Origin of the sequence: Sporosarcina sp. GW1-11 (assembly GCF_033088395.1) — a bacterium.
Taxonomy (GTDB): Bacteria; Bacillota; Bacilli; order Bacillales_A; family Planococcaceae; genus Sporosarcina.
This window is the reverse complement of sequence record NZ_JAPMIW010000004.1, coordinates 97,206-106,079: the sequence shown is the minus strand read 5'-3', so window position 1 is coordinate 106,079 and position 8,874 is coordinate 97,206. Positions and strand designations below refer to the sequence as shown.

The following is an 8,874-nucleotide window of genomic DNA, read 5'->3' as shown; positions in this document are numbered from 1 at the left end:
AGCCCCTTTATCGATCATTCATCATATTATCGTTTTGCAACGAGTACCAATCGCCCTTTATCTAACTCGCTTTCCCCTTCTTCAGCTTCTGCCTCAGTAAGCCCAACCGCTTGCATCTCCGCTCTCAATGTATCGCCTCGAGATGTAAACATATTCTTCATCTTATCTAGGAAGCCCATTTCACTCATACCGACTTTTTCAGAATCTAGAGCATCCGCAATCCTATCCTCACGATCCTCACTATGTGCGAAAACATAAATCTCTTCATGCGTATAGCCTTGTGCTACCAATTCTTCAATCTTCTTTTTAGCTTGTACTGCATTTTCCAAGAAAAACTTCTCCATTTGTATTACCTCCAAAGTTGTTGTTTTCTTGCTCTATTCAACTATACCTAGCTACACTACTTCTTAAACGTTTTTATCTAAAGTAGAACCCTTTATACTATTGTCATTGCCCAATCCCCGTAAAAGCATTTTTTGTCACTAGACGTGTAGATAGACAAGTTATGTTATACTCAATCTACAGAATAATAAAAATATTAAGGAGGCACTACATATGTCCACAGAACGAATCGAAGCAGGTTTAACGAAAATCAAAGAGTATGTCAGCGAAGAGGAAGCAAATCGTATGATGACAGCAGACGCACTGAAAGAATTAGCGCCTGACCTACGTAAGTACATAGTAGAATTTGCATATGGCGAGATCTATTCAAGACCTGGACTAGACAGTAAGCAACGTCAATTGGTAACACTCGCTTCACTTGTAACACAGGGCGCAACGACTCAAATTCAAACACATGTAAAACGCGCACTCACAGTCGGTCTGACAAAAACAGAAGTTGTAGAATGTATTATGCAACTAATTCCATACGTTGGTTTCCCGCGTGTACAAAATGCATTAACAGCTGCGAAAGATCTTTTGTTAGAAGAAAATTAACAGATAAGATGTAGGCATACAAGAAAAAATCTTGTGTATGTGCCAAAAAAATATTAAAGTCGCATGAAACGATGGTTATAACCTGACTTCATACGACTTTTAATTTTTATTATGTTTTGTCCTAGCCTTTTTATCATCCGAAAAATAACTATAACACTAGTTTCGACTGGCATATACTCTTCTTATAAGACATCATAAATAAATATATATTGACAAACGAAAAGTTATAATGTATAGTATGTGATTGGGATTGATAACTAGTCTGACACAAAGAAATGGCGTTCTGCAGATGTTTTTCGGAACACTTATTCATCACTGGCGCGACTATAGGGTCGCAAGGACGCAAAAGTAGGTAGGGTTTGCGTTGCTTAAGTAAAACAACCAGTAGAACACGACCGCGGCAAATACGGTACATTCAGATTCTACACGATATATAAAACCAACATTATTATAGTAAGTTATCAAAAGTAAGGACTGCCCAATGCGGCAGTCCTTCCACAATTCTATAGAATAAAACGAGCGATCCTTGACAAAGGATCGCTCGTTTTTTCAGATAAATTGAAACGCTTGCTCTAAGTCAGCGATGATATCATCCATGTGTTCTAGCCCTACAGACAGTCGCAACAAGGAATCCATCACGCCCATTTTTTCACGTTCTTCTTTAGGTACTGCAGAATGCGTCATTGTCGCTGGATGTTGAATTAATGTTTCCGCATCTCCAAGACTAACTGCTAATTTTACAAGCGATAAGTGGTTCATCAGCTTCTGAGCCTCTTCTTTTCCCCCTTTAATTGTAAATGAAATTAAGCCGCCACCCGTTTTCATTTGCTTCTTTGCAATTTCGTATTGCGGGTGCTGATCATCAAATGGATAAAATACTTCTTCTATTCGAGAGTGATTTTTCAAATAATCAAAAAGGATTTTCGCGTTCGCTGCATGTCGATCCATTCGCACAGGCAACGTTTTGATACCACGTAGCAATAACCATGCGTCAAAAGGTGAAATCACTCCACCGAAATCTTTTTGGACAGTTCCACGCAACTTCGCCATTTCTTCCTTATCGTTCCCTACTAGTAATCCTGCGATAACGTCACCGTGGCCATTCAAGTATTTCGTCGCACTATGCAAAACGAAATCAACACCAAATGTCAATGGTGTTTGAATATACGGTGAACAGAATGTATTATCCACAATGACTTTTAAATTGTGTCGCTTGGCTACATTCACAACCGCTTGCAAATCGACCAATTCCATCGTCGGATTGATTGGTGTTTCTACATATATACATGTCGTTTCAGGTTTTACCGCTTTTTCAATTTCTTCTTCTGTTCCCATAGAGATTAAATCATGTGTAATCGCATATTTTTCTTCTAATATTTTCAAAAACCCAAATGTACAACCGTAAATTCCCCGTGAACATACTATATGGTCATTCGCTTTTGTAACATGAACTAATACGGCACTAACCGCAGCCATTCCTGACGCAAATGCCAGACCCGCTTGCCCTTCTTCCATTCGTGCAATACGTTCTTCTAATACGCTAACAGTTGGATTTCCTAAACGAGAATAAATATTCCCCGCTTCTTCTCCAGCGAATCGTTTTTCTCCTTGTTCAGCTGAATCAAATACATATGTTGCGGTTTGATACAGTGGCACAGCAAGACTCCCTTGATGTTCTTTGCTGTCGTATCCTTCATGAATCATTGCTGTTTCTTTATGCCAGTTGTTATTCTTGTGCATTTTAATTCCTCCTTCTATCATATTATTCAAAACAGTATATGAAAGCGCTTTATTATCCTTAGTTTTAGTGTACCGTGATTTTATCCAAAACAAAAGTGTTGTAGCTTTATTCTTTCAGCCGAATGAATATGCTTGACCAGAAGATGATAAATTGGTATGCTATTCTTTGTGTAAAATAGTTGCAGCAGTTATGTGTTCTGTTTTGTCCAGTCTATTCCTTTTTTTTAAAAGGTGCACCACGTAACCTCGAGGCTGCAGGGGCGAAGTTGCAAGATTATAGAATGGCAGATGGATTGAACATATCTGGTCTTATTTTACAACAAAATAAAACCAACAGAGGAGGAGTCTCTCATGGCTCGATATACAGGTCCATCTTGGAAATTGTCACGCCGTTTAGGTATCTCACTAACAGGCACTGGTAAAGAAATTGAAAAGCGTCCATACGCACCAGGACAACACGGTCCAAACCAACGTAAAAAACTTTCCGAATACGGAATGCAATTGCAAGAAAAACAAAAACTACGCTTTATGTACGGCGTAAACGAACGTCAATTCCGCACGCTTTTCAACAAAGCAGGTAAAATGCAAGGTATTCACGGTGAAAACTTCATGATCTTACTTGAAGCTCGCCTTGATAACGTTGTTTACCGTATGGGTCTTGCACGTACTCGTCGTGCAGCTCGCCAGTTAGTCAACCACGGTCACGTACTAGTTGACGGCAAGCGCGTTGATATCCCTTCATTCGCAGTGAAGCCAGGTTCTGAAATCTCTCTTCGTGAGAAATCTCAAAACTTGACTGCTATCGAAGAAGCGTTAGAAGTGAACAGCTTTGTTCCTGACTACGTAACATTCGATAAAGAATCTAAAAAAGGTACTTTCGTTCGCCTTCCAGAGCGTAGCGAATTAGCTGCTGAGATCAACGAAGCATTGATCGTAGAATTCTACTCACGTTAATGACAGTAAAACCCCGATGGATGAGATTATCTCAGCTAGCGGGGTTTTTTGATATCTAATTTGAATTAAATAACCCTCCTCGTACGAAGGTATGTTCTGTACATATAATTAAAAAGATGATACAATTAGATTCACATATACAGCAAATAAGCATTTTCAATACATCCAACGCAAAATATACAAAAAGAATAGACAAGGAGGCATATTATGACGGATCGAGAACTTCTCCAACTCATCGCTGACAAAGTAATAAATATGGAAGGTGATATTCTTACTCTTAAAACCGATGTTTCTTCACTTAAAACCGATGTTTCTTCACTTAAAACTGATGTTTCTTCACTTAAAACCGATGTTTCTTCACTTAAAACCGATGTTTCTACACTTAAAACTGATGTTTCTACACTTAAAACCGATGTTTCTTCACTTAAAGAAGAACAAAAATTTATAAAACAAGCTATGTTTGAAATCGGTGATCGTACTATTACTACTGAAGGAAAAATCGACTTACTAACGGAAACAGTCTCACACAACACAGACCAACTAGCCAGTATGCGCACGATCCACCATCAAGTAAACGATCACGACATCGACATCCGCATGATTAAAAAAATGCTAATCCAATAAACAAAAAGCCCCTGAAATTCGCCAAGAATTCCAGGGGTTCTCTTCATACAATTACACAAACTTCACCATGCTATACTTCTTCTTGCCACGTCTAACAATTGTAAACGCATCCTCCAAACGCTGATCCGCCCCTACTGTAAACGCAGTATCCGTAATACGTTCACCATTAAACGAAATTGCACCATTCGTCACATCTTCACGTGCTTGACGTTTCGATGGAGACACACCTGCCTGAACGATGAAGTCTACGATGTTCTGATCCGCTTTTTCCATCTCTACAGTTGGTACGTCTTTGAATGCATCTTTCATTTCAGAAGCTGTTAATGTCTTCAAGTCTCCGCTAAATAAGGCTGCTGAGATGCGGATTGCTTGCTCAAGAGCAGCTTCCCCGTGGATTAGGCGTGTCATTTCTTCTGCTAATGTTTTTTGTGCTTTGCGCAAATGCGGTTCTTCTTGTACCGCTGTTTCAAGTGCTTCGATTTCTTCTCGACTAAGGAATGTGAAGATTTTCAAGTATTTCACTACGTCAGCGTCTGCTGCATTGATCCAGAATTGGTAGAACTCGTATGGGGAAGTCTTCTTCGCATCAAGCCATACTGCCCCGCCAGCAGATTTTCCGAATTTTGTTCCGTCTGCTTTTGTGACGAGCGGAATCGTGAAGCCGTATGCTTTTACTTCTTCGTCATGCATTTTACGGATGACTTCTAGACCTGTTGTGATATTCCCCCACTGATCTGATCCACCAATTTGCACACGGCAGTTATGATGGTCGAATAAATGATTGAAGTCTGCACCTTGCATCAACATATAAGAAAATTCCGTGTATGAAATCCCTTGATCTAAACGAGATGCTACATTGTCTTTTGCTAGCATATAGTTTACACTCAATAGTTTTCCGTAGTCACGCAAAAATTCAATCAATGACATAGAACCGATCCAGTCATTGTTGTTCACTAATTTTGCACCATTGTCTGATTGGAAGTCGAAGATCATTTCTAATTGTTTTTTGATGCCACGTACATTATCCTCCACTTGTTCTGTCGTTTGTAATTGACGTTCTTCAGAGCGGCCCGACGGATCCCCTATCATGCCTGTTGCTCCACCGATTAATAAGATCGGCTGATGACCATGCATTTGAAAGCGGCGTAGCGTTAGCAACGGTACGATATGTCCAATATGCATACTGTCTGCAGTTGGATCGACACCACAGTATAAAGAAATCTTTTCGTCTGTAAGTAATTTTTCTAATCCTTCTTCATTCGTCTGCTGGTATAGCAGTCCTCTCCAGCGTAAATCATCCATTAATTCGTTTGACATTTTCCCTTTCCTCCTAAAACCAACCCAAAAAGTCCCTACACGATCAGTAAATGATCATGCAGGGACGTTAGTTGATTAATAATTAACGCGGTACCACCCGGCTTGAGAGAATAAACTCTCCGGCTTTAAGGCGCTGATAACGTTGCGCAAAACGTACATTCCAAAACTGTAATTCATGATTAGCGTACCGAACAGCTTGCACCAACCGCTGTCTCTCTATGACGGAACTCGCTATCATTACTTCGGTTTTTTCGACATGTAATTTCATATATCTTTAATTTTAACCAAGTTCCAATGAAAGTCAACAATAATTGCTTAATTAATCCGTAATCTATGCTATAATAATTAAGATTTTAGGGGGAGAAAACTTTGAGTAAATTGAAAAATAATAAGATCCAACAATTAGAAAACAAATTCGAGGAGGCGAAAAAAGAGCCTTGGGCGAAAAAGATTCGAATTAGCTCTGGCGTACTATGGAACTTATTCATATTGATGCTCATCTTCGGTGTGATTGCCGCTGTATTCGCCACGTCTGTTGGTGCAGGATACTTTGCTTCACTCGTTGCGAAAGAGCCTTTACGCACTAAAGAAGAACTCCGTAATGCGGTGTTTACTTACGAGGAAACATCAGAAATGTTCTTCGCAGATCGTATCTACTTAGGTAAGGTCAACTCTGATATTGAGCGGCGACAAATCACGCTAGACAAAGTTTCTCAATATGCACTAGATGCAGTGTTAGCTACAGAAGATGAATACTTTAAAGAGCACAAAGGAATTGTACCAAAAGCCATTTTCCGTGGTGTGTTCCAAGACGTGACAAACTCAGATAGTCAAACAGGTGGTTCTACATTGACTCAGCAATTAGTCAAAAACCAAATTTTGACAAACGAAGTGTCTTACGAAAGGAAAGCAAAGGAAATTTTGTTAGCAATGCGTTTAGAACATTTCATGACAAAAGATGAAATTCTAGAAGCGTACTTGAATATCATTCCATACGGTCGTGATGTTGTAGGGCAAAATATTGCCGGTATAGAAACAGCAGCTAGAGGTCTTTTCGGTATTAAAGCGATTGAATTGAACTTACCTCAGTCTGCTTATATAGCTGGTATTCCTCAAGCGCCTTACACGTATACCCCTTTCTATAGTAAAAACCAAGGACTAAAAGAGCCTGAAAAACTTCAGGCTGGTATTAATCGTATGAAGACTGTTTTATTCCGTATGAGAGATACTGGATATATAACAGAAGAAGAGTATCAGGAAGCAATTGCTTATGATATCGTTAAGGATTTTAGACAACCTTCTAGACGTGCAACTGAACGTTATCCTTACGTTACGCAAGAAATTCAAAATGAAACAGTAGAGATCTTAGCAAAAGTACTAGCTGAAAAAGACGGACTGGACGCTAGTCGATTTGATGAAGATTCAAAAGTGAAGGAAAAATATAAAATTATGGCAGACCGTTCTATGCGTACAGACGGTTACCGAATTTTCTCTACGATTGATAAAGAACTATACGACCAAATGAATGAGGTAGCTAAGAACTTTAAATATTACGGCTTTACTTATACTTCTGAAAAAGTTGACAAAGAATCCGGTAAAAAGACCATTGTTGAAGATCCTGTTCAAGTCGGGGCTATGATGATTGAAAACCATACAGGTAAAATTCTTTCCTTTGTCGGTGGACGCGATCATGAACTCGAAGCGTTAAATCATTCAACTCAAGCCTTTAGACATAACGGATCGTCTATGAAACCTTTACTAGTCTACGCACCAGCCATAGAGTATGGCGTAATTGGCGCGGGTAGCCCGGTAGTTGACGTGAAATTTAGACGAGGAAGTTACGCACCGGGGAACTATTTTGATCGGGAGCTTGGGATTTTATCCGCTCGTGAATCATTAGCCCGTTCGCAAAACTTATCAACACTACGACTATACGATCAAATTATTGATAGAAAACCTATCGAATTCCTAAAGAAAATGAACTTCTCTAAATTAACAGAAGCCGATGGAGGATACCTAACGACTGCACTCGGTAGTATGGATGTAGGAGTTTCTGTTGAAGAAAACACCAATGCGTATGCAACATTTGCTAATGGAGGTCAATTCATCAAATCCCATATGATTGATCGCATTGAAGATATGAAAGGCAATGTAATTTATGAATATAAAATCGAACCAGTCGATGTATTCAGTCCTGAAACAGCCTATATCATTACGGATATGATGCGTGACGTGCTTAGACCACCTGGTACAGCAGCGCGTTTACCAGGTTTCATGAACTTCCGCCCAGACTTGGCGGTAAAAACAGGTACTTCCCAACATTACGGAAATGCTTGGCTTATGGGCTATAATCCAAATGTTTCACTCGGTGTCTGGATAGGATATAAGAACCAAGATACACCTTTGTACAGCGGATATCGTAGCAGTCAAATGCACCCTTCTGAACGAACGGCTAGATTATTCGGACAGTTGATGAATACGGCAAACAGCGTACGTCCGGACGTTATTAAAGCAGCAGAAAGATTTAAACGTCCAAACGGCGTAGTGACTCGCTCGTTCTGTGGAGTTTCAGGCATGGCTCCTTCAGCAGCATGTTCGGCTGCTGGACTTGTCAGGTCAGATTTATTTAACTCCAAAGTAATGGTTCCTTCGAAAGTGGATGACAGCATTATTAATACTGCTTCGGTTCGAGTAAACGGGAGACTTTACCAAGCACTCCCTTCTACACCTCGTGAATTCGTTTCTTCAGGTGGTGTAGGTGTGAACTCTCAATTCGTTAAACGGATGATGGGTAGATTGGGCGGAGATGGTTCTAAATTATTAGCAGGTCGAGGCGGATATTCAAGCAATGTTGTATCAAGTGCTAGATTCCCAGCAAACAATATGCCACCGGCTCCAGTGCAAACAGCTAAAAACGGATCTACTCTGACGTGGACTGCCTCACCATCCAATGATGTTATTGGTTATTATATTTATCAAAATGGTGTTCGTATTGGGACAGTTAGAGATGGCGCATCCCGTTCATACAATATCGGCTATGGCTCATATTATGTACGTGCGGTTGATATTACAGGTTTACAATCAGAAGCATCCAATACCGTATCGAATGTTGCACCTCCAAAACCAAAGCCAGAAGAAAAACCGGAATCGGAAACAAAAGCGGATAAAGAAACGGGAGCTGCAACTGATAAACAACCTGAGACTACACCAGAAACCAAACCTGAAGCTAAGCCTGAAGCTAAGCCTGAAGCTAAGCCTGAAACTACACCTGAGGCTGATGCTCCAAAGAAAGACTAAATAGTG

The 8,874-nt window shown here is 40.0% G+C and carries 7 protein-coding genes; 4 read left to right on the top strand and 3 right to left on the bottom strand.

Annotated elements, in window-relative coordinates:
• Positions 1-26 precede the first annotated feature (26 nt).
• Positions 27-344, bottom strand: a complete 318-nt coding sequence (locus tag ORD22_RS04545) for a YflT domain-containing protein (RefSeq protein WP_317644704.1) — start codon at positions 342-344, stop codon at positions 27-29.
• A 211-nt stretch (positions 345-555) separates the two neighbouring features.
• Here ORD22_RS04545 and ORD22_RS04540 point away from each other — a divergent pair, with 211 nt between their 5' ends.
• A complete protein-coding gene (locus ORD22_RS04540) occupies positions 556-936 on the top strand; it encodes a carboxymuconolactone decarboxylase family protein (RefSeq protein ID WP_317644703.1) in 381 nt (126 codons plus the stop codon).
• A 549-nt stretch (positions 937-1,485) separates the two neighbouring features.
• Here ORD22_RS04540 and megL read toward each other — a convergent pair.
• Positions 1,486-2,676 (bottom strand): methionine gamma-lyase, encoded by a 1,191-nt coding sequence (gene megL / locus ORD22_RS04535; RefSeq protein WP_317644702.1) that lies wholly within the window; start codon positions 2,674-2,676, stop codon positions 1,486-1,488.
• Positions 2,677-3,027: 351 nt separating this feature from the next.
• On the opposite strand from megL, the gene rpsD reads away from it, so the two are divergent.
• Together rpsD and ORD22_RS04525 are read left to right on the top strand one after the other, a co-directional pair.
• Positions 3,028-3,630, top strand: coding sequence for a 30S ribosomal protein S4 (gene rpsD, locus ORD22_RS04530; RefSeq protein WP_317644701.1), 603 nt, complete (start codon positions 3,028-3,030; stop codon positions 3,628-3,630).
• Positions 3,631-3,837: 207 nt separating this feature from the next.
• Positions 3,838-4,254 carry a hypothetical protein gene (locus tag ORD22_RS04525; RefSeq protein WP_317644700.1) on the top strand — a complete coding sequence of 139 codons (417 nt, stop codon included), beginning with the start codon at positions 3,838-3,840 and terminating at the stop codon, positions 4,252-4,254.
• Positions 4,255-4,305: 51 nt separating this feature from the next.
• Here the strand turns inward: ORD22_RS04525 and tyrS are convergent, their stop codons facing one another.
• The gene (tyrS, locus tag ORD22_RS04520) at positions 4,306-5,571 is read right to left on the bottom strand and encodes a tyrosine--tRNA ligase (protein WP_317644698.1); all 1,266 of its coding nucleotides are present in this window, start codon (positions 5,569-5,571) and stop codon (positions 4,306-4,308) included.
• Between the two features lie 369 nt (positions 5,572-5,940).
• On the opposite strand from tyrS, the gene ORD22_RS04515 reads away from it, so the two are divergent.
• Entirely contained in the window at positions 5,941-8,868 is a 2,928-nt protein-coding gene (locus ORD22_RS04515; protein WP_317644696.1) for a transglycosylase domain-containing protein, read from the top strand.
• Positions 8,869-8,874 lie beyond the last annotated feature (6 nt).